This is a genomic window from Achromobacter sp. 2789STDY5608615, assembly GCF_001298995.1.
Classification (GTDB): domain Bacteria; phylum Pseudomonadota; class Gammaproteobacteria; order Burkholderiales; family Burkholderiaceae_B; genus Achromobacter; species Achromobacter insuavis.
The window spans coordinates 32,110-54,640 of record NZ_CYTY01000010.1 but is presented as its reverse complement, the minus strand read 5'-3'; the positions used below and the strand labels follow the sequence as shown (position 1 = coordinate 54,640).

The following is a 22,531-nucleotide window of genomic DNA, read 5'->3' as shown; positions in this document are numbered from 1 at the left end:
GTATTTGTTTTACTTACGTAATTCGGGAAAAAAGCGCGACGCGTGCGTCAGGCCTTGTTGTCTTCATCGACGCCCACGATGATGCGGGAGTCGGTGAGATACTGGTACGGCGGAACTTCGAGATTATCGGGAGCGGGCTTGTTCTTGTAGACCCGGCCTGCCAGGTCGAACGTGGAGCCGTGGCACGGACAGAGGAATCCGCCTTGCCAGGAAGCGCCCATGCCGCCACTGCCGCCTGTTTCGAAGTGCGAGGTGGGCGAGCAGCCCAGATGGGTACAGATGCCAACACAGACGAACAGTTCGGGCTTGCGTGACCGACCTTCGTTTTCTGCGTATTTGGGAGTGAAGCCGGGCCGTTTGGAGTTGGGATCCGCCAGGAGCGCGTCCTGGGTCTTGAGGCCGGCGATCTGTTCAGGAGACCGGTGGATGATCCAGACCGGCTTGCCACGCCATTCCACGGTTTTCATGGTGCCGACGGGAATGTCGCCCACGTCGACTTCGACGGGGGCGCCGGCGGCGCGGGCTTTTTCAGAAGGGGAAAACGTGCTCACAAGCGGTATTGCCGTTGCGACACCTGCTACGCCACCCACAGCACAGGCGGTGGTTACCCAGAAACGTCGCGAAGGATCGGGCGGCAGATTTGGATCAACCGCACCGTCATCATCATGCACCAGCGTATCCTGACTCATCTTCCTATCCTTGTTGATGCGCCCGCTCTACGAGTAGCATCACTTCTGCGGCATCGGCTTCGCGGGAATATGTAACAACATAGCAACCGCGTATTATAGCGCCAGCCTACTGGTGGGCGTATCACGAAGGGAGTGCTTTTATGAGCAAAGCGACTGGTTTCGTCAAAGAATTCCGAGATTTCGCTGTCAAAGGCAATGCGGTCGATTTGGCGGTTGGTGTGATCATTGGGGCGGCTTTCGGCAGAATCGTCGACTCACTGGTCAAGGATATCGTCATGCCGCTGGTGAACTTCGTGCTTGGCGGTTCCGTCGATTTTTCGAACAAGTTCCTGGTGCTGTCGATGCCGGCCGGTTACAACGGGCCGATGACGTATGCCGATCTGACCAAGGCGGGGGCGAACGTTTTCGCGTGGGGGAATTTCGTCACGATCATCATCAACTTCGTGTTGCTGGCGTTTGTGATCTTCTGGATGGTGAGGGCCATCTACAAGGCGCGCACCAAGGCCGAGGAAGCGCCGGCGCCCGCCGCGCCTGCTGCCACGCCCGAGGATGTGGCGTTGTTGCGCGAGATTCGGGATTTGTTGAAGAAGCAGCCTTGAGGTGAATGGAAGAGCGCCCTGCGGGGCGCTTTTTTATTGGTTCAGCGGTTGTTTGTTTGCGGACGTTGCGGGCTTCGTAGGCCGCCCGGCGCGGGTGGCGCACAGGCGGGTGCGCCTGCGATTGCGGTCCGGAGCGTTCGCTCCGGACTGCCCCGTCCTCAACCTCGTCCTCGCCTGCGGCGACTCCTTCGGTTTCCGTCGGGCGCATCTGACGGCGCGCCCGCCTGTGCGCCACCCGCGCCGGGCTACCGGTTTCGAGGTTTCATGCGCTGCTGGACCGAAGGGGCATGGGAGAGGGTTGTGGTGCCCGCCAAAGCCGGCTGCGCGGGCAGCCGGCTTTGGCATACGTGCTTCTGAGGGCGTGGGAGGGTGTGCGCTGCGCGCTTGCGGGGCGGAGGGGGCCGGTTACACCGGGTTGTCCAGGTCTACGAATTCCACCTTGATGCCGAAGCGTTCGGCCACGGCCTGGCCTAGCGCTTGGATGCCGTAGCGTTCGGTGGCGTGGTGGCCGGCGCCGAGGAAGGCGACGCCGGTTTCCTGGGCGAGGTGGAAGGTGGATTCGGAGGCTTCGCCGGTGATGTAGGCGGTGGCGCCGGCGTCGATGGCGTCGGCGAGCATGCCTTGGGCGCCGCCGGTGCACCAGGCGATGCGGGCGACGGGCTGGTCGGGGTTGCCGACGACCAGGGGCTGGCGGCCCAGGCGTTGCTGGATGCGGGCGGCGAGCTGGCCGACGGTGGCCAGGTCGGGGGCGGTGCCCAGCCAGACCAGATTGTCGGGGCCACAGGTGCGCGGCGCGCCATCGTCGCGGCGCTCGGGTTCCAGGCCGAGGACGCGGGCCAGCTGGGCGTTGTTGCCCAGGGTGGGATGGGCGTCCAGGGGCAGGTGGTAGGCGTAGAGATTGAGGTCGTTCTTCAGGGCCAGCGCCATGCGGGTGCGGCGGGTGCCGATGACGCGGCGGTCCTCGTTGCGCCACATCCAGCCGTGGTGGACCAGCACCGCGTCGGCGCCGCGTTCGACGGCGATGCGCAACAGGGCTTCGCTGGCGGTGACACCGGTGATAATGTGTCCGACTTCGGATCGGCCTTCCACCTGCAGCCCGTTGGGGCAGTAGTCCTTGAAACGGGCGGCTTGCAGGGTGTCGTCCAGCCAGGCGGCCAGGACGTGGGAGTCCACTTTACTCATTGCTAGTCCTATCAGAAACATGCGCCGATATTGGCTGATCTTCGCTCAGGCCGTCACGGTCTGCCTGGGTATTCTATTCGTCGTCACCACCTTGCGGCCGGATCTGCTGCGGCTGGTCGGGCCGGACGCCGCGCCCGCGGCGACGCTGCCACCGGTTGCCGCGGCCGCGCGGCCGGTGGCGGGGACGGTGTCCTATGCCGATGGCGTGGCGCGCGCCGCGCCGTCGGTGGTCAATGTCTACACCACCAAGCACGTGGACGTGCCGCTGGTGCCGCTGCCGGACGATCCGATCCTGCGCCAGCTGTTCGGCCAGGTGCCGGGCGTGAGCCGGCGCCAGGCCAGCACCAGCCTGGGCTCGGGCGTGGCGGTCAATCACGATGGCTATGTGCTGACCAATTATCACGTGGTGCAGGCGGCCGACGCCATCGAGGTGGCGCTGGCGGACGGGCGCAAGGACACGGCCAAGGTGGTGGGCGCCGATCCGGACACCGACCTGGCGGTGCTGAAGCTGGCCAGTCTGCGCAACCTGCCGGCGGCCACGCTGGCGCCGGACCGCGGCCTGCGGGTGGGCGACGTGGTGCTGGCGATCGGCAATCCGTTCGGCGTGGGGCAGACCACCACGCAGGGGATCGTGTCGGCGCTGGGCCGCAACGGGCTGGGCCTGAATACCTACGAGAACTTCATCCAGACCGATGCCGCCATCAATCCGGGCAACTCGGGCGGCGCGCTGGTGGATGCGCAGGGCAACCTGGTGGGCATCAACACCGCGATCTATTCGGAGTCGGGCGGGTCGATGGGCATCGGTTTCGCCACGCCGATCGACATCGCCCGCAAGGTCATGGACGAGATCGTCAAGACCGGCGGCGTCAAGCGCGGCTGGCTGGGCGTGGAGCCGCAGGACCTGACGGCCGAACTGGCGCGCGCGTTCCAGCTGGAGCGCGATGCCCGCGGCGTGATCATCGCCGGCGTGCTGCGCGACGGCCCGGCCGCCAAGGGCGGCCTGCGCGTGGGCGACATCGTGCAGACGGTGAACGGCAAGCCGATGATGGACACGTCGGGGCTGCTGGCCGAGATCGCGCAGCTGACGCCGGGACAGCGCGCGACGCTGGGCGTGTTGCGCGGCGGCAAGGTGGCCGAGCTGACGGTGATGGTGGGCACGCGCCCGGGGTTGCCGCGATAACGTGGCGGTCGCTGGGGGATACGCCAGCCAGGCGATGACCGCGGACGAGACAGCCAGGCGACCGTCGCGGACGAGAGTCGGAAGTGGCGGGCGAGCCGTCGATGCCGCTATGGGCGGGCCTGAGACTGCCGCGATGCGCCAGCGCGGCGCGGACGGCAAGGGGCATCGAGCACCAGGCGCACCACTTGCAGCACGCGCTTGCGCATGGCCTCGGGCTGGTGCTTCAGCAGCGCGCAGATTTCCGCGCTGTAGGCGTCGGATTGAGTGTCTTCCTGGACCGGGGGCGCGGCGGCGGTCTGCACGACCATGCCGTCGGCCAGCCAGGGCACCTGCGTGTCCAGCGCCTGCGCCAGCCGCAGCAGCGTGGCGCGGGTGGGCGCATAGCCTCCCTCGCGGGTGAGGATGCGGTGGATGCAGGACTGCGGCACGCCGGAGATGCGGGCGAGCTGGTTCTGGCTTTTGATGCCGCGCCACCGCATCAGGGTGCGCAGGCGTAGGGCGAGCGACATGGCCGCAATGTAAGTTTGCAGCCCGCGCGGGACAAGCGGAAACCGTCCGTTTGTGCAAAAAAAACGGGGGCCATCGGCCCCGCTTCGCTTGAACGCGCGGCGCTCAGTTGCGTTCGGTCAGCGAGCCATCGTTGGCGGCCTCGTCGGCCCCGGCCTTGGGCGTGACCATGCGCGCGCAGATCAGTCCCAGCTCGTACAGCAGGCACAGCGGCACCGCCAGCATGAACTGGCTGACCACGTCCGGCGGCGTCACCACCGCGGCGATGATGAAGGCGCCGACCACCACGTAGCCGCGCGCGCTCTTGAGCTTGGACAGCTCCACCACGCCCATGCGCACCAGCAGCACCACGGCCACCGGCACCTCGAAGGTGATGCCGAACGCCATGAACATGGTCATGACGAAGCTCAGGTAGGCCTCGATGTCCGGCGCCGGCGTGATCGATTGCGGCGCGAAGGTGGCGATGAAGTGGAAGACCGTGCGGAACACCACGAAATAGCAGAACGCCATGCCCGCGATGAACAGCAGCGTGCTGGAGATGATGAGCGGCAGCGCCAGGCGCTTCTCGTGCTTGTACAGGCCGGGCGCGACGAAGGCCCAGGCTTGGTACAGCACCACCGGCAGCGCCACGATGAAGGCGGCCATCATGGTGACCTTGACCGGCACCATGAAGGGCGTGATGACGCCGGTGGCGATCATGCGCGTGCCCTGCGGCAGCGAGGCCAGCATGGGCTGGGCCAGCACGTCGTAGATGGCGGAGGCGCCGGGGTAGATGAACAGGATGACGAACACCACCACCACCGCGCCGACGGCGCGCAGCAGGCGGGTGCGCAGTTCGACCAGGTGGGAGATGAAGCTTTCCTGCTGGCCGTCTTCTTGGGAGGCGTCCTGGGTCACGTTGCGGTTCCGGGGGGCGTGGCGGGCTTGGGGGCCGGCGGGTTGTCGCTGGCGGCGGGCGCGTTGGCCGCGGGCGCCGGGGTCGGCGCGGGTTGCGGGGCGGGAGCGGGCTGGGCGGCTGGCGCGGCGGCGGGCGGATCCAGGTCCAGGCTCAGGTTCGGGTTGGGCGGCGCGATGATGCGCGGCGGCTCGGCCGACGAGGCCGGCGTGGCGCCGGTGCCTGCGGTATTGGCGGGCGTGGCGTGCGGGTCGGCGGGGGCGGCGGATTCGGCGCCGGCCGTCAGCGCGGGCTTGCCGCTGGCTTCGCGGGCGACTTCGTCGAGCTCGGCGCGGAATTGCTGCACCGGCTCCTGCAAGGCGTTGTGGGTATCGTTCAGGGACTGGTGCACATCCTGTGCCGCGGTCTCCATTTCGCTCTTGAATTTGCGCAGTTCGTCCAGCTCGATCTCGCGCTGGATATCGGATTTCACGTCATTGACGTAACGCTGCGCGCGGCCCAGCAGGTGGCCGACCGTACGGGCGACCTTGGGCAGGCGTTCGGGGCCGATGACGATCAGCGCGACGACGCCGATCACCATCAGTTCAGTGAGGCTGACATCAAACATTCGACGGCCGCTCGGGAATTGAGGCAATTAGGGCCGGCCGGTTCAGGCCGGGCCCGGGGGAGCAGGCGCTCAGGTGTTGGACTTTTCCTTGGCCTGCACGTCGATGGTGTCGCCGGCGACGCGCTGCTGGACGATGGGCTCGGCCGGCTTCTCGCCGTTGGCGTCCTTCATGCCTTCCTTGAAGCCCTTGACGGCGCCGCCCAGGTCGGAACCGATGTTGCGCAGTTTCTTGGTGCCGAAAATCAGCGCCACAATGACCAGAACGACCAGCCAATGCCAAATGCTAAAGCTACCCATGATGGTTCTCCGTATTACGCAGTGGGGGCCATGCGCCCTTTCCAGGGTCGCTGACCGCCGATGATGTGGAAATGCAGATGCGGGACTTCCTGGCCGCCTTCGACGCCAGAATTGATCATGATGCGAAACCCGCCATCAGGGCCCGGGGTGCAACCGTTTTCAGCGGCAAGCCGCGGCGCCAATGCCATCATTCTACCCAACCAACCTGCGTCCTCGGCCGTAATATCCTGCATGGATGTGACATGACGTCGAGGGATCAGCAATAAATGCACCGGCGCGGCCGGGTTGATATCGTGGAATGCAACAAAGTCCTCGTCCTCGTAGACCTTCTTGGACGGGATCTCGCCGGCGGCGATCTTGCAGAAGATACAGTTGGCGCTCATTTTTGCGGTTCCGTGTCAGTCCTGGGGACGGCTGGCCTTCTCGGCCAGGCCCGACAGCCCTTCGCGGCGGGCCAGTTCGGCCAGCACGTCGTCGGGCCGCAGGTTGAAGTGCGTCAGCGCGACCAGGCAATGAAACCACAGGTCGGCGGTTTCGCTGACGATGCGCTCGGGCACGCCATCCTTGGCGGCCATGACCAGTTCGGTGGCTTCCTCGCCGATCTTCTTGAGGAAGGCGTCGGGGCCTTTGGACAGCAGCTTGGCCGCGTACGAGGCCTTGGGGTCGCCGCCATTTTCGGGGCGGCGGGTTTCCAGGGTGTCGGCGATGCGGGCCAGGATGTCGTGGGCGGTCAGGGGCGAATCGGTCATTTGTAGATCAGCTCGGGGTCTTTCAGCACCGGGTCGACCGTGACCCAGGTGGCCTGGTCGGTCTGGCCTTCCAGGCGGCGGTAGAAGCAGCTGGCGCGGCCGGTGTGGCAGGCGATGCCGCCTTCCTGGTGCACCTTGAGCAGCACCACGTCGCCGTCGCAGTCCAGGCGCAGCTCGTGCACCTGCTGCACGTGGCCGGATTCCTCGCCCTTGCGCCACAGGCGCTGGCGCGAACGCGACCAGTACACCGCGCGGCCGGTGGCGGCGGTCTCGGCCAGCGATTCGCGGTTCATCCAGGCCACCATCATGATCTGGCCGTTGTCGGCGTCCTGCGCGATGGCGGGGATCAGGCCGTTTTCGTCGAAGACGACGTCGGCCATCCAGCTGGGTTCGTTGCTCATCTTCACATCCTCACTGCAATGCCCTGCTCGGCCATGAAACGCTTGCACTCGCCGACCGTGTGCTGGCCGAAGTGGAAAATACTGGCGGCCAGCACCGCGCTGGCGCGGCCCGTGGTGACGCCGTCGGCCAGATGCTGCAGCGAGCCGACGCCGCCCGAGGCGATGACGGGCACCGGCACCGCGTCGGACACGGCGCGGGTCAGTTCCAGGTCGAAGCCCGACTTGGTGCCGTCGCGGTCCATGCTGGTCAGCAGGATCTCGCCGGCGCCGTAGGCGGCCATGCGGCGGGCCCATGCCACGGCGTCCAGCCCGGTGGCCTTGCGGCCGCCATGGGTGAACACTTCCCAGCGCGGCGGTTCGCCCGCGGCCGAGACCCGGCGCGCGTCGATCGCCACCACCACGCATTGCGAGCCGTGGTAGTCGGAGGCCGCGCGCACCAGTTCCGGATTGGCCACGGCGGCGCTGTTGATGCTGATCTTGTCGGCGCCGGCGTTGAGCAGGCGCTGGATGTCCGACACCTGGCGCACGCCGCCGCCCACCGTCAGGGGGATGAAGACCTGCGAGGCGACCTGCTCGATGATGGGCAGGATCAGGTCGCGGCCATCGCTGGTGGCGGTGATGTCCAGGAAGGTGAGCTCGTCGGCGCCCTGCTCGTTGTAGCGGCGGGCGATCTCGACGGGATCGCCGGCATCGGCGAGGTTGACGAAGTTGACGCCCTTGACGACCCGGCCGGCGGTGACGTCAAGGCAGGGAATGATGCGGCGGGTCAGCGCGCTCTGGGCGGGCGCGCCCGCCCCGGAGGTACTGCTGGAGGTGGTCATTTGGCCAATTCGTCGGCGCGGGCCTGCGCCGCCTGGAAGTTGAGCGTGCCTTCGTAGATGCTGCGGCCCAGGATGGCGCCTTCGACGCCCTCTTCCTCGACGGCGCACAGCGCTTCGATGTCCTGGATGCCGGCGATGCCGCCCGAGGCGTACACGGGGATGCGCACGTGCTGCGCCAGGCGCACGGTGGCCTCGACGTTCACGCCCGACAGCATGCCGTCGCGGCCGATGTCGGTGTAGATGATGGCTTCGCAGCCGTAGTCCTCGAACTTCTTGGCCAGGTCGAGCACGTCGTGGCGGGTCAGCTTGCTCCAGCCGTCGGTGGCGATCTTGCCGTCGCGGGCATCCAGGCCGACGATGATCTGGCCGGGGAAGGCGCCGCAGGCGTCCTGCAGGAAGCCCGGGTTCTTGACCGCGGCGGTGCCGATGATGACGTAGGAAATGCCGGCGTCGAGGTAGCGCTCGATGGTGTCGAGGTCGCGGATGCCGCCGCCGATCTGGACGGGGATGTCGTCGCCGACGGCGTCCAGGATGGCCTTGATGGGCGCTTCATTCTTGGGCTTGCCGACGACGGCGCCGTTCAGGTCGACCAGGTGCAGGCGGCGCGCGCCCTGTTCGAGCCATTTGGAGGCCATGGAGGCGGGGTCTTCGGAGAACACCGTTACATCGTCCAGGTCGCCCTGGCGCAGACGCACGCAGCGTCCGTCTTTGAGATCGATGGCGGGGATCAGCAGCATGGTGGGCAGCGGGAAAATATGGGGTTGAACGGGCTGCAGCGTGTGTGCCGCAGCGGAGTGCTAGTGGCTTACGGCTGCCAGTCTACAAAATTGCGATACAGGCGCAAACCGTGCTCGGCGCTCTTCTCGGGGTGGAACTGCACCGCGAAAATGTTAGCTGCCGCCACCGCGCAGGTAAAGGCGACGCCATAATCGGTTTCACCAACGGTCAGGCTCGTATCGGCCGGGTCGGCGTAATAACTATGGACGAAATAGAAATGCGTGTCGTCCGGAATGCCGTCCCAGATAGGGTGAGAGCGCGTCTGGCGGACTTTGTTCCATCCCATGTGCGGGACTTTCAGCAGTTCGGGACGGGCGTCGACCGGGCCGGCGGCGCCGGTGTCGGCCAGGCAGGCCTGGTCGTCGCCGGCGGCCAGGTCGGCGAAGCGCGGACCGGCAAAGCGCCGCACCACGCCGGGGAACAGGCCCAGGCACGGGGTGGCGCCCTCTTCGCTGGCGTCGAACAGCATCTGTTCGCCCACGCAGACGCCCAGCAGCGGCTTGCTGCGGGCGGCCTTGACGACCGCTTCGCGCAGGCCGGATTCATTCAGGGTGCGCATGCAGTCCGCCATGGCGCCCTGCCCGGGAAACACCACGCGGTCGGCCGCGTCGATTTCATGGGGCTGGTTGCAGATGCGGATGTCCGCGTCGGGGGCGGCGTACTTGAGCGCGCGCGCGACGGAGTGGAAATTGCCCATTCCGTAGTCGACGATGGCGATAGTGGTCACTTCGATTTACCTGATGCGTGGCGGGAGGTCGCGGACGTTACAGCACGCCCTTGGTCGAGGGGACGACGTCGCCCATGCGCGGGTCGACTTCGATGGCCATGCGCAGCGCGCGGCCACAGGCCTTGAAGACCGTCTCGCATTGGTGGTGGGCGTTGGTGCCGCGCAGGTTGTCGATGTGCAGGGTGATCAGCGCGTGGTTGACCAGGCCCTGGAAGAATTCGCGCGTCAGGTCGACGTCGAAGGCGCCGATGTGCGAACGCGTGAAGGGGATGTGGTATTCCAGGCCGGGACGGCCCGAGAAATCGACCACCACGCGCGACAGCGCTTCGTCCAGCGGCACGTAGGCGTGGCCGTAGCGGCGCAGGCCGGCCTTGGTGCCGACCGCCTTGGCGATGGCCATGCCCAGCGTGATGCCCACGTCTTCCACCGTGTGATGCGCATCGATGTGCAGGTCGCCCTCGGCCTTGATGTCGAGGTCGATCAGGCCGTGGCGCGCGATCTGGTCCAGCATGTGGTCCAGGAAGGGCACGCCCGTGTCGATCGTCTGCTTGCCGGTGCCATCCAGGTTGATGGCCACGCGGATGCGGGTTTCGTTGGTGTTGCGGGTGATCTCTGCGGTACGCATGTCAGGACTCGATTAGGCACTCAGGATGTCTTGCAGTGCCGATAGCAAAGCGGCGTTCTCGTCCGGGGAACCTACCGAGATGCGGAGGCAGCCGGCCAGGAGCGGATGGGCGTTGGAGAAGTTACGAACCAATATTTTGCGCTGTTTCAAGGCAAGATGCACGGCGTTGCCGTCCAGCTTGCCGGAAAAGCGGGCGAGTACGAAGTTGGCGGCGGAAGGGAATACCCTGACGCCGGGCAGCGCCGCCAGGGCCGCGGCCAGCGGCTCGCGGTCGGCGCGCAGGCGGGCGGCCTGCGCGTCCAGCACCGGCTTGTGGCGCAGCACCGTCAGCAGCGCGGCCTGGGTCAGCACGTCCAGGTTGTAGGGCGGGCGCACCTTGTCCAGCTCGGCGACCCAGTCGGGATGGCCGGCCAGGTAGCCGAAGCGCAGGCCCGCCAGGCCGATCTTGGACACCGTGCGCATCACCACCACGTTGGGCGCGTCCAGCAGGCGCGGCATCCAGCTGCGGTCGGTGAAGGGCTGGTAGGCCTCGTCCACCACCACCAGGCCGGGGGCGGCGGCGATGATGGCGGCCATGTCGGCGTCAGACCAGGCGCCGCCGGTGGGGTTGTTGGGCACGGCCAGGAACACCACCTTGGGCTGGTGCTCGCGGATCGCGGCCAGCATGGCCGGAAGATCCAGGGACAGATCGTCGGCGAGCGGCACGCCGACGAAGCGGGCGTGGTCGAAGCGCGCCGCCATGTCGAAATAGACGAACGACGGCCACGGCGCCAGCACCACCTCGCCCGGGTTGCAGCAGGCCTGCACCACGATGTGGATCAACTCGTCCGAGCCGTTGCCGAACAGCACGCCGGCGGCCGCGGGCACGCCGAAGGCCGCTTTCACGGCCTGGCGCAGTTCGGACAGGTCGGCGGCCGGGTAGCGGTTCAGCGGCGTATCGCGCAGCACGCGGGCCAGGTCGTCGCGCACCGCCTCGGGCAGTTCGTAGGGCGACTCCATCGCGTCCAGCTTGATGCAGCCTTCGGCGTGCGCCACCGGATACGCGCTCAGTTCACGGATGTCGGGCCGGATGGTGCCGGCGATGCGGCCGGCGACCTCGCTCATGGCTGGTCGATCCGGTACTGGGCGCTGGCGGCGTGGGCCTGCAGGCCTTCGCCCAGCGCCAGTTCGGCGGCGATGCGGCCGAGCGTCTGGGCGCCCTGGTGCGAGACCTGGATCAGGCTGGAGCGCTTCTGGAAGTCATAGACGCCCAGCGGCGACGAGAAACGGGCCGTGCGCGAGGTCGGCAGCACGTGGTTGGGGCCGGCGCAGTAGTCGCCCAGGGCTTCCGAACTGAAGCGGCCCATGAAGATGGCGCCGGCGTGGCGGATCCTGGCGGTCCAGATTTCCGGTTGCTCGGTGGAGATCTCCAGGTGTTCCGGGGCGATGTCGTTGGCGATGCGGCAGGCTTCGTCCAGGTCGCGCACCTGGATCAGCGCGCCGCGGTTGGCCAGGCTGGTGCGCAGGATGTCGGCGCGCGGCATGGTCGGCAGCAGGCGGGCGATGGCGGCCTCGACCTCGGCGATGAAGGCGGCGTCCGGGCACAGCAGGATGGACTGAGCCAGTTCGTCGTGCTCGGCCTGCGAGAACAGGTCCATGGCGATCCAGTCGGCCGGCGTCTTGCCGTCGCAGATCACCAGGATTTCGCTGGGGCCGGCGATCATGTCGATGCCGACCACGCCGAACACGCGGCGCTTGGCGGCGGCCACGTAGGCGTTGCCCGGGCCGACGATCTTGTCCACGGCCGGCACGGTGGCGGTGCCGTAGGCCAGCGCGCCGACGGCCTGCGCGCCGCCGATGGCGAACACGCGGTCGACGCCGCTGATGGCGGCCGCGGCCAGCACGATCGGGTTGCGCGCGCCGTCCGGCGTGGGCGTGACCATGACCAGTTCCTGCACGCCGGCGACCTTGGCCGGGATGGCGTTCATCAGCACCGACGAGGGATACGCGGCCTTGCCGCCCGGCACGTACAGGCCGACGCGGTCCAGCGGCGTGACCTGCTGGCCCAGCAGCGTGCCGTCGGCCTCGGTGTAGGTCCAGGTCTCGGCGCGCTGGCGCTCGTGGTAGCGGCGCACGCGCTCGGCGGCGGCCTGCAGCGCGTCGCGCTGGGCGGCCGGCAGCGCGGCCAGGGCCGCATGCCAGTCGGCCTTGGGGATTTCGAGCGCGTCCGCTGACGCATGCGGCATGCGGTCGAAGCGCTGGGTGTATTCCACCAGCGCGGCGTCGCCGCGGGCGCGCACGTCGGCCAGGATGCCGGCGGCGGCGCGGTCGATGGACTCGTCCTCGGTGGCCTCGAAGGCCAGCAGCTTGGACAGGGCGGATGCGAATCCGGGATCGCGGGAGTCGAGACGATTGATCAGGGCCATGGCGTTCAGGCGGGTGGCGGACGCCGCGCGGGGCGGCGGCCTGGGTCAGGCGTTGCGGGAGGCGGCGCGCTCGAAAGCGTCCAGCAGCGGTTGCAGGCGTTCGCCGCGGGTCTTCAGCGCGGCCTGGTTGACGATCAGGCGCGAGGAGATCGGCATGATGTCCTCGACCGCGACCAGGTCGTTGGCGCGCAGCGTGCCGCCGGTGGACACCAGGTCCACGATGCAGTCGGCCAGGCCCACCAGCGGCGCCAGTTCCATCGAACCATACAGCTTGATGATGTCGACGTACACACCCTTTGAGGCGAAGTGTTCACGGGCTGACTGCACGTACTTGGTGGCCACGCGCAGGCGCGCGCCCTGGTGCACCGCGGCTTCGTAGTCGAAGCCGTTGCGCACGGCCACGGCCAGGCGGCACTTGGCGATGTTCAGGTCGATCGGCTGGTACAGGCCGCCGGGCTGCTGCGCGGCGTGCTCGATCAGCACGTCCTTGCCGGCGATGCCGAGGTCGGCCGCGCCGTACTGCACGTAGGTCGGCACATCCGAGGCGCGCACGATGATCAGGCGCAGGCCGGGATCGCTGGTCGGCAGGATCAGCTTGCGCGAGCTTTCGGGGTTCTCGGGCACCTCGATGCCGGCTTCCGCCAGCAGAGGCATGGTTTCTTCGAAGATGCGCCCCTTGGACAGAGCCAGGGTCAGGGGGGCGAGCGGGGCATTGCTCATGCCGATTCCTTGCCGGTAACGCGTTGAATATTGGCGCCCAGGGCGCGCAGCTTGACTTCCATCCGATCGTAGCCGCGATCCAGGTGGTAGATGCGGTCGACCAGCGTGTCGCCGTCGGCGGCCAGGCCGGCGATGACCAGGCTGGCCGAGGCCCGCAGGTCGGTGGCCATGACCGTCGCGCCCGACAGGCGAGCGATGCCGCGGACGATGGCGGTGTGGCCGTCGATGTCGATGTCCGCGCCCATGCGGCGCAGTTCCTGCACGTGCATGTAGCGGTTCTCGAAGATGTTCTCGACGATCACCGAGGTGCCTTCGGCCACCGTGTTCAGCGTCATCACCTGGGCCTGCATGTCGGTGGCGAAGCCGGGGTACTCATGGGTGCGAAAGCCGACGGCCTTGGGGCGCGTCGACATGGCGCCGCGGATCCAGTCGGGGCCGGTCTCGATGGTCAGGCCGGCTTCGGTCAGCTTGTCGAGCGTGGCGCCGAGGATGCCGGCGTCGGTGTTGCGCAGCACGATGTCGCCGCCCGCCGCGCCCACGGCGCACAGGAAGGTGCCGGCCTCGATGCGGTCGGAGATCACGCGGTGCTCGGCGCCGTGCAGGCGCTCGACGCCGTCGATCACGATGCGGTCGGTGCCGTGGCCCTGGATGCGGGCGCCCATCTTGATGAGCAGCTCGGCCAGGTCCACCACCTCGGGTTCGCGGGCGGCGTTTTCCAGCACCGTCTGGCCCTCGGCCAGCACCGCGGCCATCAGCAGGTTCTCGGTGCCGGTGACGGTGACCATGTCGGTGCGGATCGAGGCGCCCTTCAGGCGCTTGGCGCGCGCCACCACGAAGCCGTGCTCGATGCTGATGTCGGCGCCCAGGGCCGCCAGGCCCTTGATGTGCTGGTCCACCGGCCGCTGGCCGATGGTGCAGCCGCCGGGCAGGCTGACGCGGGCCTCGCCGAAGCGCGCCACCAGCGGACCCAGCACCAGGATCGAGGCGCGCATGGTCTTGACCAGGTCGTACGGCGCTTCGAGGCTGTCGACGCGGTCGGCCTGCAGCGTCACGATGCCGTCGCTGCCGCGCTCGGCGCGCACGCCCATGCGGCCCAGCAGGCGCAGCATGGTGGCGGTGTCGTTCAGGTGCGGGACGTTCGAGATGGTCAGCGCGTCGGCCGTCAGCAGGCCGGCGCACAGGATCGGCAGCGCCGAGTTCTTGGCGCCGGAGATGGTGATTTCGCCATGCAGCCGCGCGCCGCCGGTAATGCGGAGTTTGTCCATGGTCACTTGCCCGCCTGGGTGTATTCGGCCGGGGTCAGGGTGCGCATCGACAAGGCGTGGATCTCGGCCTTCATGCGGTCGCCCAGCGCCGCGTAGACCAGTTGATGGCGCTGGATCAGGCGCTTGCCTTCGAAGGCGGTGCTGACGATGACCGCGTCGAAATGCGAGCCGTCGCCCTGTACGTCGAGGTGTTCACAGGGCAGGCCGTCCGCGATGTATTGGCGGACTTGCGCGGGAGTGGGAAGCATGGACGTCAGTTCCTGAGTTTGTAGCCGCTGGCCAGGAGCCGCAGCGCATAGATCGAAAGCGCGAGGAACACCCCCGTCACCACCGCCAGGCTGCGCCAGGGGGAGACGTCCGACACCGAGAAGAATCCGTAGCGGAAGCCGTCGATGGTGTAGAAGATGGGGTTCCAGTGGGACACCCCCTGCCAGAAGGCCGGGAGCGTATGGATGGAATAGAACACGCCGGACAGGAAGGTGGCCGGCATGATGAGGAAGTTCTGGAACGCCGCCAGCTGGTCGAATTTCTCGGACCAGAGGCCGGCGATCAGGCCCAGCACGCCCATGATGCCGCAGGCCAGCACCGCGAACACCAGCAGCCACAGCGGATTGGACGGCACCAGCGAGACGAAGAACAGCGCCACCACCCACACGCACAGGCCCACGGCCAGGCCGCGCACCACGGCCGCCAGCACGTAGGCGGCGAAGATGTCGCGGTGCGACAGCGGCGGCAGCAGCATGAACACCAGGTTGCCGGTGATGCGGCTCTGGATCAGCGACGACGAAGGGTTGGCGAAGGCGTTCTGCAGCATGCTCATCATCATGAGCCCGGGGATCAGGAACGCGGTGTACGGCACGCTGCCGTAGACCATGACGCGCCCTTCCAGCACGTGGGCGAACACCAGCAGGTACAGCAGCGCGGTGATGACGGGCGCGGCGATGGTCTGGAAGCTGACCTTCCAGAAGCGCAGCAATTCCTTGCGCAGCAGGGTCGGAAAGCCCGAGCCCGCGTCCAGGCGGGGCTGCACCAGCGGCTGGCTGGCATTGGCGGCGGGCTGCGTCATTGCGGAATCTCTTCGGGTTGCGGGGCGTCGTCCTGGTGCATGATGCGCACGAAGGCGTCCTCGAGGTCGACGCCGCCGACGCGGGCCAGCAGCGCCTGGGTGGTGTCCAGCGCCACGATGCGGCCGCCCTTGAGCATGGCGATGCGGCCGCACAGGGCTTCCGCTTCTTCCAGGTAGTGGGTGGTCAGCATGATGGTGTGGCCGGCCTTGTTCAGGCGCGAGATGAATTCCCACAGGGTGCGGCGCAGGTCCACGTCGACGCCGGCGGTGGGTTCGTCCAGCACGATGACCGGCGGGCGGTGCACCAGCGCCTGCGCCACCAGCACGCGGCGCTTCATGCCGCCGGACAGCGCGCGCATGTTCGAGTTGGCCTTGTCGGCCAGGCCCAGGTTGAAGAGGATCTCGTCGATCCAGTCGTCGTTCTTGCGCAGGCCGAAATAACCGGACTGGATGCGCAGCGTCTCGCGCACGGTGAAGAACGGGTCGTAGACCAGTTCCTGCGGCACGACGCCCAGGGCCCGCCGTGCCGACTTGTAGTCGGCCACGACGTCGTAGCCACAGACGGTGGCGCGGCCGGCGGTGGCGTGCGCCAGCCCGGCCAGGATGGAAATGAGGGTGGTCTTGCCGGCGCCGTTGGGCCCGAGCAGGCCGAAGAACTCGCCGTGCTCGATGTTCAGGCTGACGTTGTCGAGCGCCTGGAAGCCGGCGCCGGGCGCGCGCCCGGTGAGCTTGCCCCAGCCGCTGCGGCGCGGCGAGTAGATTTTGGAGACGTTCTCAAGACTGACGGCAGACATGACGGCGGCGAGGGTGCCCGGCAAAGAGCGAATTGATCATTATATAAGCGCCCCGCTACGCGAGGCGCCGATAGCCCCGGCGGCCGTGGGGGCGCAGCGCGCTTATCCGTCCCTAAAAATGACAGGCCCGGCGGACCGCAGGGGCGCGCCGGGCCGGGACAAGCCGGACGGGATCGTTACTGGTTGCGCTGGTTCAGCGCCTGGATCAGGCCGTCGATGCCGTTCTGGTTGATCTGCTGGGCGAACTGGTTGCGGTAGTTCTCGATCAGCCAGATGCCTTCGACGTTCATGTCGTAGATCTTCCAGCCCTGGGGCGTCTTTTCCAGGCGGTAGTCGACGCCGACCGGCTGGCCGTTGGGCTGGCTGATGAGCGTGCGCACGACCACGTCGTCGGACTTGGGGTCGCCGCGGAACGGCAGGGCCGTGACCGTGGTGCCGGACGTGACGCGCGTCAGCGCGCCGCTGTAGGTGCGCACCAGCGTGCCGCGGAAGGCGTCGGCCAGGGCGGTCCGCTGCTGTTCGGTGGCCTGGCGCCAGTAGCGGCCGGCGGCCAGCCGCGTCGTCTTCTGGAAGTTGACGTAGGGCAGGATGTGTTCGTTCACGACCTGGTTGATGCGGGCGGTGTTGCCGGCCTTGACGGCGCCATCGGCCTTCAGGACGTCCAGGGCTTCATTGGCGGCGCCCAGCACGAACTGGTCAGGCGCGCCCTGCGCGTCGGGTTTCGCCTGCACGGCGGCGGATGCCGCCAGTCCCAGCAGGCCGGCAAACGCCAGGCGCTGGAGCAGGGGGAAAAAAGAAAACGACATGGAGACTCCTTGCAATACGGATAACGCGATCCGACAGCTTACTTGTTTGCGGGCTTCGCTGCCGCGTCGCCCTTGTCCTTGTTGGCGGGAGCGTCTTCGTCGTCTTCGTAGTTGGGCAGGGATTCGTCGTCCACGCGCTGGCCGTTGACCATCGCGGCGCGGCGCTGCAGGTAGGCATCGCGCACGAAGCTGTACGGATCCAGCGCCACGCGGTCGATGGTGTCGGTGGCGTTGAGCAGGCTGGCGCGCGTGTCGACCACTTCCAGGCCCCACAGCGAATTGCGCAGCGGCACATTGTCGATGGCGCTCACGCCCATGTAGCCGTGCATGCGGCCCTGCCAGTCGCCGACCAGGCCGACGCCGTCGCGCACGCTGGCCGAACCGAAGAACGGCAGCACCAGGTACGGACCCTGGCTGAAGCCCCAGACGCCCAGCGTGGTGCCGAAGTCGTTCGGGATCTTGCGCGCGCCGTTGGCCGAGGCGACGTCGAAGCAGCCGCCCACGCCCATGGTGGTGTTGAACAGGAAGCGGCCGAGCGTGTTGACGAAGTCGTGGCCGCGGCCCTGCAGGAAGCTGTTGGTGCCCGACCAGAGGTCGCCGACGTTGCTGAAGATGTTGTGGACACAGCTGCGCACCGGCTCCGGCGTGACGTAGGTGTAGGCCTGCGCCACCGGCTTGAAGACCGCGCGGTCGACGGTGTCGTTGAACTTGTAGACGCCGCGGTTGAAGCCTTCCCAGGGATCGCGCGGGTCCGGATGTTGCGGCGCGGCGCAACCGGCCATCAGTGCGCCGGCGGCGGCGACGGTGGCGATGCGGGAGAGAGCTTTCTTGTTCATGATCAGGGCATCCCTATCAGCAGATTTGTATTCTTATTGCAGCGTGCGTCAAGCATCGGGTTGTAGCCGGGCGTGACGGATCCTCTTTAATTCGGCGCTTTCGCTTCCGGGGCGCCAGCCGCGTTCGTGCCTTCCTTCTCGGCCGAGCCGTACAGGAACTTGCTGATCAGCTGTTCCAGCACCACGGCGCTTTGGGTATAGCGGATTTTGCCACCCTCGGCCAGATTGTCGTCTTCGCTGCCCGGCGTCAGGCCCAGGTACTGCTCGCCAAGCAGGCCCGAGGTGAGAATGGCCGCGGAGGAGTCCTTGGGAAACTGGTAGGCGGTTTCCAGGTTCATCGCGACGACCGCCTGGAAGGTCTTGTCGTCGAAGGAGATCTTGGAGATCCGGCCGACCACGACCCCGGCGCTTTTCACGGGCGCACGCACTTTGAGGCCGCCTACGTTATCGAAATTGGCCGTCAGCGTATAGGTGGGGGCAAAAGAAAAGGTGCTCAAGTTGCCGGCGCGCAACGCCAGGAACGCCAGCGCGGCCGCGCCCAGCAAGACGAACAGGCCTACCCAGAAATCGGTTTTTTCGCGAGACATGATCGATCCGTAATCAGTTTCCAAACATCAAGGCGGTCAGCAGGAAGTCCAGCCCCAGCACCGCCAGCGAACCCACCACCACCGTGCGGGTGGTGGCGCGGGCGACGCCTTCGGGGGTGGGCTTGGCCTGCCAGCCTTCGTAAAGCGCCACCAGCGTCACCGTGACGCCGAAGACCAGGCTTTTGATGACGCCGTTCAGGACGTCGTTCCAGACATCGACGCCGCCCTGCATCTGCGACCAGAAGGCGCCGGCGTCGACGCCGATCATCAGCACGCCGACCACCCAGCCGCCCAGGATGCCCACCATGGAGAACACGGCGGCCAGGATCGGCATGGCGATGATGCCGCCCCACAGGCGCGGCACCAGCACGCGGCGCATCGGGTCGACCGCCATCACTTCCATGGCCGACAATTGCTCGCCGGCCTTCATCAGGCCGATCTCGGCGGTCAGCGAGGTGCCGGCGCGGCCGGCGAACAGCAGCGCGGTCACCACCGGCCCCAGTTCGCGCACCAGCGACAGCGCCACCAGCAGGCCGAGCGATTCCTCGGCGCCGTAGCGGTTCAGCGTGTAATAGCCCTGCAGGCCCAGCACGAAGCCCACGAACATGCCGGACACGGCGATGATCAGCAGCGAAAAATTGCCGATGAAATGGATTTGCTGCGACACCAGCCGCGGCCGCGACAGCGCGATGCCGCTGCGCGCCAGCATGGCGCCGAAGAAACGGGTGAAGTAGCCGATGCCGGCGATGCGGGTGCGCACCCAGCCGCCCAGCGCGCTCACGGCGTTGTTGGATCCGCTCATGCCTTGCGCCCTTGTTGTTGCGACAGCCACTTCTGGAAGGCCGGCGTTTCGGGGTACTGGAACGCGACCGGACCGTCGGGTTCGCCCTTGAGGAATTGCTGCACGTAGGGGTCCTGCGAGGCCGACAGGCTCTCGGGACTGCCGGCGGCCTTGAGCTGGCCCTGCCCCACCAGGTAGACCTGGTCGGCGATCGCGAACGATTCGTGCACGTCGTGGGTGATCAGCACCGAGGCGCAACCCAGGCGGTCGGCCAGGCTGCGGATCAGGCGGGCGGTGATGCCCAGCGAGATCGGGTCGAGGCCGGCGAAGGGTTCGTCGTACAGGATCAGTTCGGGTTCCAGCACCACCGCGCGGGCCAGCGCCACCCGGCGGGCCATGCCGCCGGAGACTTCGGCCACCTTCAGGTGGGCGGCGGCGCGCAGGCCCACGGCGTCGAGCTTGTCGAGCACGCGGGCGGTGATTTCGGATTCGGCCAGCGTGGTGTGTTCGCGCAGCGGGAAGGCGACGTTCTCGAACACGTTCAGGTCGGTGAACAGCGCGCCCTGCTGGAACAGCACGCCCATGCGCTTGCGCAGGGACTGCAGCTCGGCGGGCGTGGCCCGGGCGATGTCCTGGCCGAACGCCAGCACGGTGCCCTGTTGCGCGATGAGCTGGCCGGTGGCGGCCCGCAGCAGCGTGGTCTTGCCGGAGCCCGAGCCGCCCATGATGGCGACCACCTGGCCCGAGCGCGCTTCCATGGAAATGTCGCGCAAGACGGTGAAATCACCGTAGCCTAGCGCCACACCTTCCAGGCGCAGGGCGAATTCCGGGGTGCTGCGGGTTTGATCGGGCATGGGCAACAAAAGGGTGTTTCGGTGGCGGGTGCCCTGCCGCCGCGCTCATGCGGGGCGGGTCATCCGGCCGGCGCGAGCGAGACGGGCTGCGTCGGGAAGCGCCCTGTTACTCATATGCCGGGGACGAGGAAAGACCCGTCGCACCCGGCGGCGAGGGGCCATTGTAGCCCGACCAATTGTCATCGCAGTGCGATATGACTGCCCATGGAACAGTGTTTTCGCCATTGGGAACAATCGATAGAGGCGCCCAGGGCCCCCGAACCGCCGGCGCCAGCGTCCGTCAGGCCGGGCCGCGGCCGCGCGCCGCGGCGGTTTCACGCGCCAGCCGCGCCACCAGCGCGGCCGTGCTCTCCCGCCGCGCCAGCGGCGCGCCCTGGCCGGCCCAGAGCGACAGGACGGCGATGTTGCCGGCCTGGCCGCCGGCGGTGCGCATCGGCCGGGTCAGCGCGTTCTGCAGCGGGTACGGCAGGATATCGTCCGAAATCTGGTCGGCGTCGCGCATGAAGGAATTCACGATGCCGCGCGCCGGCCGCCCGGAGAAGGCCCGGGTCACCCGCGACTGTTCCGCGCGCGAGGCCGGCAGCACCGCCTTGTAGGCGTCGCCGATGCCGGCTTCGTCCGTGGTCAGAAAAGCCGTCCCCATTTGTGCGGCGTCCGCGCCCAGGGCCAGCGCGGCGGCGATGCCGCGGCCGTCCATGATGCCGCCGGAGGCGATCACGGGGATCGACACCGCGTCGGCCACCTGCGGCACCAGGGCCATGGTGCCGATCAGCGAATGCTCGAAATCGTCCAGGAAGGTGCCGCGATGCCCGCCCGCCTCCGCCCCTTGGGCCACGACGGCGTCGACGCCGTCCTGTTCCAGGGCCACGGCTTCGCGCACGGTGGTGGCGGTGCCGACCGTCAGGATGCCCAGTTCGCGGCAGCGCGCCAGCGCGTCCGCCGGCAGGCGGCCGAAGGTGAAGCTCAGGACCGCCGGCTTCACGCGCAGCACGGCCTCGATCTGGCCGGGCAGCGGATCGGCCTGCGGGCCGGGCGCGACAGGCGCCGGCAGGCCCAGCTGGGCGTGGTAGCGCGCCAGCAACGCCAGCATGCGGCTGGCGTCGCCCTTGAAGGGCTGTTCGGGCACCGCCGCGAACAGGTTGATGCCGAACGGCCGGTCGGTGCGCTCGCGGATCGCTGCGGCGGTCGTCTCGATCTGCTCGGGCGTCAGGTAGGCGGCGCCCAGCGAACCCAGGACACCCGCCTTCGAGGCCTCCGACACCAGCGCCACCGTTGTCGCGCCGCCCGCCATGGGCGCCTGGATGATGGGGTGGTCGAGCTCGAGCAGATCGGAAAGGCGGGATGTCATGGGGATACTCCTGGTTGGCTTACTGCAGCTGGATGTTTCCAGCCTTGATGACCTGCGCCCACTTGGCCGTTTCGCTCTTGATGAACGCGCCGAATTCCTCGGGCGTGCCGCCGCCGGCCTGGCTGCCGGTGTCGGCGATGGCCTTCTGCACGTCGGGTTCCTTCAGGATGCGGTTGAACTCGGCGTTGAGCTTGGCGATGATGGGCGCCGGGGTGCCGGCGGGGGCGACGATGCCCTGCCAGTTATACGATTCGAAGCCCGGCAGGCCGGATTCGGCCATGGTCGGCACGTCCGGCAGCACCGCCAGGCGCTGGGCCGAGGTCACCGCGATCGGGTGGATCTTCTGGCCCTGGATGGCCGGCAGCGCCGAATAGCCCATCTCGAACATCATCGAGATATGGCCGCCCATCAGGTCGGTCGCGGCCAGGCTGCCGCCCTTGTAGGGCACGTGCACGATGTCGATCTTGGCCTGTTCGCGGAACATCTCGCCGGACAGGTGGTGCGCGCCGCCGACGCCGGACGAGCCGAACGACAGTTTGCCCGGCTGCTTCTTGGCCATGGCGATCAGGTCGGCCAGGGTCTTGACCGGCAGTTCGTTGTTCACGCTCAGCACCAGCGGACTGTTCTCGATCAGGATGACCGGCGCCAGGTCTTTCTGCGGGTTGTACGGCATGTCCTTCATCAACGACGGGTTGACCGCCATCGGCGCCAGGTTGCCGGTGCCGATGGTGTAGCCGTCGGGCGCCGCCTTGGCGATCAGGTTGGTGCCGACCACGCCGCCCGCGCCGGCCTTGTTCTCGACCACGATCGGCTGGCCCAGCGATTCGCCCAGCTTGCGCGCCAGCAGGCGCACGCGGGTATCGGCAAAGCCGCCCGGGGCGTAGGGCACGATCATGGTGATGGGCTTGGCGGGCCAGTCGGCGGCCTGGGCGTGGGCGGTGCCGCCAAGGGCGGCGAAGGTGGCCAGGGCGGCGACCAGGGGGCGTAGCGATTTCATGCTGGGTGACTCCTCT

General features: G+C 67.8%; 29 protein-coding genes. 2 read left to right on the top strand and 27 right to left on the bottom strand.

From position 1 onward, the window contains the following. Positions 1-47: 47 nt before the first annotated feature. Positions 48-689 carry a ubiquinol-cytochrome c reductase iron-sulfur subunit gene (gene petA, locus AOZ49_RS10825; protein ID WP_054475236.1) on the bottom strand — a complete coding sequence of 214 codons (642 nt, stop codon included), beginning with the start codon at positions 687-689 and terminating at the stop codon, positions 48-50. A gap of 140 nt (positions 690-829) precedes the next feature. Between petA and mscL the strand changes: the two genes are divergently transcribed. Next, complete coding sequence (mscL, locus tag AOZ49_RS10820) at positions 830-1,288, top strand: large conductance mechanosensitive channel protein MscL (protein ID WP_054475234.1); 459 nt, start codon at positions 830-832, stop codon at positions 1,286-1,288. A gap of 405 nt (positions 1,289-1,693) precedes the next feature. Here mscL and AOZ49_RS10815 read toward each other — a convergent pair whose 3' ends face one another. Then, positions 1,694-2,470, bottom strand: coding sequence for a Nif3-like dinuclear metal center hexameric protein (locus AOZ49_RS10815; RefSeq protein ID WP_054475232.1), 777 nt, complete (start codon positions 2,468-2,470; stop codon positions 1,694-1,696). Positions 2,471-2,489: 19 nt separating this feature from the next. Between AOZ49_RS10815 and AOZ49_RS10810 the strand changes: the two genes are divergently transcribed. Beyond that, on the top strand, positions 2,490-3,650 hold the full coding sequence (locus AOZ49_RS10810; protein ID WP_054475230.1) for a trypsin-like peptidase domain-containing protein: 1,161 nt from the start codon (positions 2,490-2,492) through the stop codon (positions 3,648-3,650). 107 nt (positions 3,651-3,757) lie between these two features. On the opposite strand, the gene AOZ49_RS10805 is transcribed toward AOZ49_RS10810, so the two are convergent. The 25 genes from AOZ49_RS10805 to AOZ49_RS10685 form a co-directional block, all read right to left on the bottom strand. Then, positions 3,758-4,159 carry a helix-turn-helix domain-containing protein gene (locus tag AOZ49_RS10805; protein ID WP_054433722.1) on the bottom strand — a complete coding sequence of 134 codons (402 nt, stop codon included), beginning with the start codon at positions 4,157-4,159 and terminating at the stop codon, positions 3,758-3,760. A 103-nt stretch (positions 4,160-4,262) separates the two neighbouring features. Further along, the gene (tatC, locus tag AOZ49_RS10800; protein WP_054475227.1) at positions 4,263-5,054 is read right to left on the bottom strand and encodes a twin-arginine translocase subunit TatC; all 792 of its coding nucleotides are present in this window, start codon (positions 5,052-5,054) and stop codon (positions 4,263-4,265) included. Then, positions 5,051-5,659, bottom strand: coding sequence for a Sec-independent protein translocase protein TatB (tatB, locus tag AOZ49_RS10795; protein WP_054475217.1), 609 nt, complete (start codon positions 5,657-5,659; stop codon positions 5,051-5,053). Before tatB ends, tatC begins: the two co-directional genes overlap by 4 nt. Positions 5,660-5,728: 69 nt before the next feature. Then, the gene (gene tatA, locus AOZ49_RS10790; RefSeq protein ID WP_054475213.1) at positions 5,729-5,956 is read right to left on the bottom strand and encodes a Sec-independent protein translocase subunit TatA; all 228 of its coding nucleotides are present in this window, start codon (positions 5,954-5,956) and stop codon (positions 5,729-5,731) included. A gap of 14 nt (positions 5,957-5,970) precedes the next feature. Beyond that, positions 5,971-6,339, bottom strand: coding sequence for a histidine triad nucleotide-binding protein (locus AOZ49_RS10785; RefSeq protein WP_049070563.1), 369 nt, complete (start codon positions 6,337-6,339; stop codon positions 5,971-5,973). A 15-nt stretch (positions 6,340-6,354) separates the two neighbouring features. Continuing rightward, the gene (locus AOZ49_RS10780; protein WP_054433726.1) at positions 6,355-6,705 is read right to left on the bottom strand and encodes a phosphoribosyl-ATP diphosphatase; all 351 of its coding nucleotides are present in this window, start codon (positions 6,703-6,705) and stop codon (positions 6,355-6,357) included. Then, a complete protein-coding gene (gene hisI, locus AOZ49_RS10775; RefSeq protein ID WP_054433728.1) occupies positions 6,702-7,106 on the bottom strand; it encodes a phosphoribosyl-AMP cyclohydrolase in 405 nt (134 codons plus the stop codon). Before hisI ends, AOZ49_RS10780 begins: the two co-directional genes overlap by 4 nt. Positions 7,107-7,108: 2 nt before the next feature. Then, a complete protein-coding gene (gene hisF, locus AOZ49_RS10770) occupies positions 7,109-7,927 on the bottom strand; it encodes an imidazole glycerol phosphate synthase subunit HisF (protein WP_054433730.1) in 819 nt (272 codons plus the stop codon). Continuing rightward, positions 7,924-8,664, bottom strand: a complete 741-nt coding sequence (gene hisA / locus AOZ49_RS10765) for a 1-(5-phosphoribosyl)-5-[(5-phosphoribosylamino)methylideneamino]imidazole-4-carboxamide isomerase (RefSeq protein ID WP_054433732.1) — start codon at positions 8,662-8,664, stop codon at positions 7,924-7,926. Before hisA ends, hisF begins: the two co-directional genes overlap by 4 nt. A 68-nt stretch (positions 8,665-8,732) precedes the next feature. Then, positions 8,733-9,431: an imidazole glycerol phosphate synthase subunit HisH gene (hisH, locus tag AOZ49_RS10760; protein WP_054433734.1), complete on the bottom strand. Its 699-nt coding sequence runs from the start codon at positions 9,429-9,431 to the stop codon at positions 8,733-8,735. Positions 9,432-9,468: 37 nt separating this feature from the next. Next, on the bottom strand, positions 9,469-10,056 hold the full coding sequence (hisB, locus tag AOZ49_RS10755; protein ID WP_006388056.1) for an imidazoleglycerol-phosphate dehydratase HisB: 588 nt from the start codon (positions 10,054-10,056) through the stop codon (positions 9,469-9,471). 12 nt (positions 10,057-10,068) lie between these two features. Further along, positions 10,069-11,160 (bottom strand): histidinol-phosphate transaminase, encoded by a 1,092-nt coding sequence (gene hisC, locus AOZ49_RS10750; protein ID WP_054433736.1) that lies wholly within the window; start codon positions 11,158-11,160, stop codon positions 10,069-10,071. Then, positions 11,157-12,461, bottom strand: a complete 1,305-nt coding sequence (hisD, locus tag AOZ49_RS10745) for a histidinol dehydrogenase (protein WP_054475212.1) — start codon at positions 12,459-12,461, stop codon at positions 11,157-11,159. The genes hisC and hisD overlap by 4 nt, the downstream gene beginning before the upstream one ends. A gap of 45 nt (positions 12,462-12,506) precedes the next feature. Then, complete coding sequence (gene hisG, locus AOZ49_RS10740; RefSeq protein ID WP_020925616.1) at positions 12,507-13,181, bottom strand: ATP phosphoribosyltransferase; 675 nt, start codon at positions 13,179-13,181, stop codon at positions 12,507-12,509. Next, positions 13,178-14,446, bottom strand: coding sequence for a UDP-N-acetylglucosamine 1-carboxyvinyltransferase (gene murA / locus AOZ49_RS10735; protein ID WP_054433739.1), 1,269 nt, complete (start codon positions 14,444-14,446; stop codon positions 13,178-13,180). The genes hisG and murA overlap by 4 nt, the downstream gene beginning before the upstream one ends. Before the next feature lie 2 nt (positions 14,447-14,448). Then, on the bottom strand, positions 14,449-14,694 hold the full coding sequence (locus tag AOZ49_RS10730; protein ID WP_006392335.1) for a BolA family protein: 246 nt from the start codon (positions 14,692-14,694) through the stop codon (positions 14,449-14,451). A 5-nt stretch (positions 14,695-14,699) separates the two neighbouring features. Then, on the bottom strand, positions 14,700-15,512 hold the full coding sequence (locus AOZ49_RS10725; protein ID WP_006388063.1) for an ABC transporter permease: 813 nt from the start codon (positions 15,510-15,512) through the stop codon (positions 14,700-14,702). Next, positions 15,509-16,306, bottom strand: a complete 798-nt coding sequence (locus AOZ49_RS10720) for an ABC transporter ATP-binding protein (RefSeq protein WP_054433823.1) — start codon at positions 16,304-16,306, stop codon at positions 15,509-15,511. The genes AOZ49_RS10725 and AOZ49_RS10720 overlap by 4 nt, the downstream gene beginning before the upstream one ends. Before the next feature lie 176 nt (positions 16,307-16,482). Next, a complete protein-coding gene (locus tag AOZ49_RS10715) occupies positions 16,483-17,112 on the bottom strand; it encodes an MlaC/ttg2D family ABC transporter substrate-binding protein (RefSeq protein WP_054433741.1) in 630 nt (209 codons plus the stop codon). Positions 17,113-17,150: 38 nt separating this feature from the next. After that, the gene (locus tag AOZ49_RS10710; protein WP_054433743.1) at positions 17,151-17,948 is read right to left on the bottom strand and encodes an MlaA family lipoprotein; all 798 of its coding nucleotides are present in this window, start codon (positions 17,946-17,948) and stop codon (positions 17,151-17,153) included. An 86-nt stretch (positions 17,949-18,034) separates the two neighbouring features. Further along, on the bottom strand, positions 18,035-18,535 hold the full coding sequence (mlaD, locus tag AOZ49_RS10705) for an outer membrane lipid asymmetry maintenance protein MlaD (protein WP_054433745.1): 501 nt from the start codon (positions 18,533-18,535) through the stop codon (positions 18,035-18,037). Between the two features lie 13 nt (positions 18,536-18,548). Further along, entirely contained in the window at positions 18,549-19,337 is a 789-nt protein-coding gene (gene mlaE, locus AOZ49_RS10700) for a lipid asymmetry maintenance ABC transporter permease subunit MlaE (RefSeq protein WP_006392341.1), read from the bottom strand. Further along, entirely contained in the window at positions 19,334-20,170 is an 837-nt protein-coding gene (locus AOZ49_RS10695) for an ABC transporter ATP-binding protein (protein WP_054475210.1), read from the bottom strand. The genes mlaE and AOZ49_RS10695 overlap by 4 nt, the downstream gene beginning before the upstream one ends. 280 nt (positions 20,171-20,450) lie before the next feature. Further along, complete coding sequence (locus AOZ49_RS10690) at positions 20,451-21,518, bottom strand: NAD(P)H-dependent flavin oxidoreductase (protein ID WP_054475208.1); 1,068 nt, start codon at positions 21,516-21,518, stop codon at positions 20,451-20,453. Positions 21,519-21,537: 19 nt separating this feature from the next. Further along, positions 21,538-22,515, bottom strand: coding sequence for a Bug family tripartite tricarboxylate transporter substrate binding protein (locus AOZ49_RS10685; protein ID WP_054475207.1), 978 nt, complete (start codon positions 22,513-22,515; stop codon positions 21,538-21,540). Between the last annotated feature and the right edge of the window lie 16 nt (positions 22,516-22,531).